The organism is Lactobacillus kimbladii (genome assembly GCF_014323605.1).
Taxonomy (GTDB): Bacteria; Bacillota; Bacilli; order Lactobacillales; family Lactobacillaceae; genus Lactobacillus; species Lactobacillus kimbladii_B.
The window spans coordinates 1-396 of sequence record NZ_SCMB01000029.1 but is presented as its reverse complement, the minus strand read 5'-3'; the positions used below and the strand labels follow the sequence as shown (position 1 = coordinate 396).

At 36.4% G+C, this 396-nt stretch carries 1 protein-coding gene; it reads left to right on the top strand.

Features of this window, described 5'->3' with window-relative positions; all coding sequences use genetic code 11:
* Positions 1 to 64 precede the first annotated feature (64 nt).
* Positions 65 to 396 (top strand): OB-fold nucleic acid binding domain-containing protein (locus tag ERK18_RS09360; RefSeq protein WP_390885868.1); only part of this gene is annotated, 332 nt, incomplete at its 3' end.

Below are 396 nucleotides of genomic sequence, written 5' to 3'. Positions count from 1 at the left end.
GCACAAGAAAGTTTGGTTAATAAGTTGCAAATCAAGCCATTGACTTTCATGAAAGGAATTAAGGATGCTTAAACGTTTGCTAGACTATAATGATGGCGAAGAAATGGATATCGTTGTTTTAATCAAAAATTCACAGTTGCGCCGTAATAAAAAAGATAAACTTTTTTTAGCGATGCAATTTGGTGATGGCTCAGGTGAAATTCGCGGAAATTATTGGGATGCGAGTCATCAAGATGCGGCAACTTTTAGCACTGGTACGATTGTAGAGTTAAATGGAAAAAGAGAGGAATATCAGGGTAGACCACAAATTAGAATATATAGTTTGCGTGTTGTTGGACCACAAGAGGGATATTCACTTGATGAATTTATTAAATCAGCCCCAGAAACCACTAATGA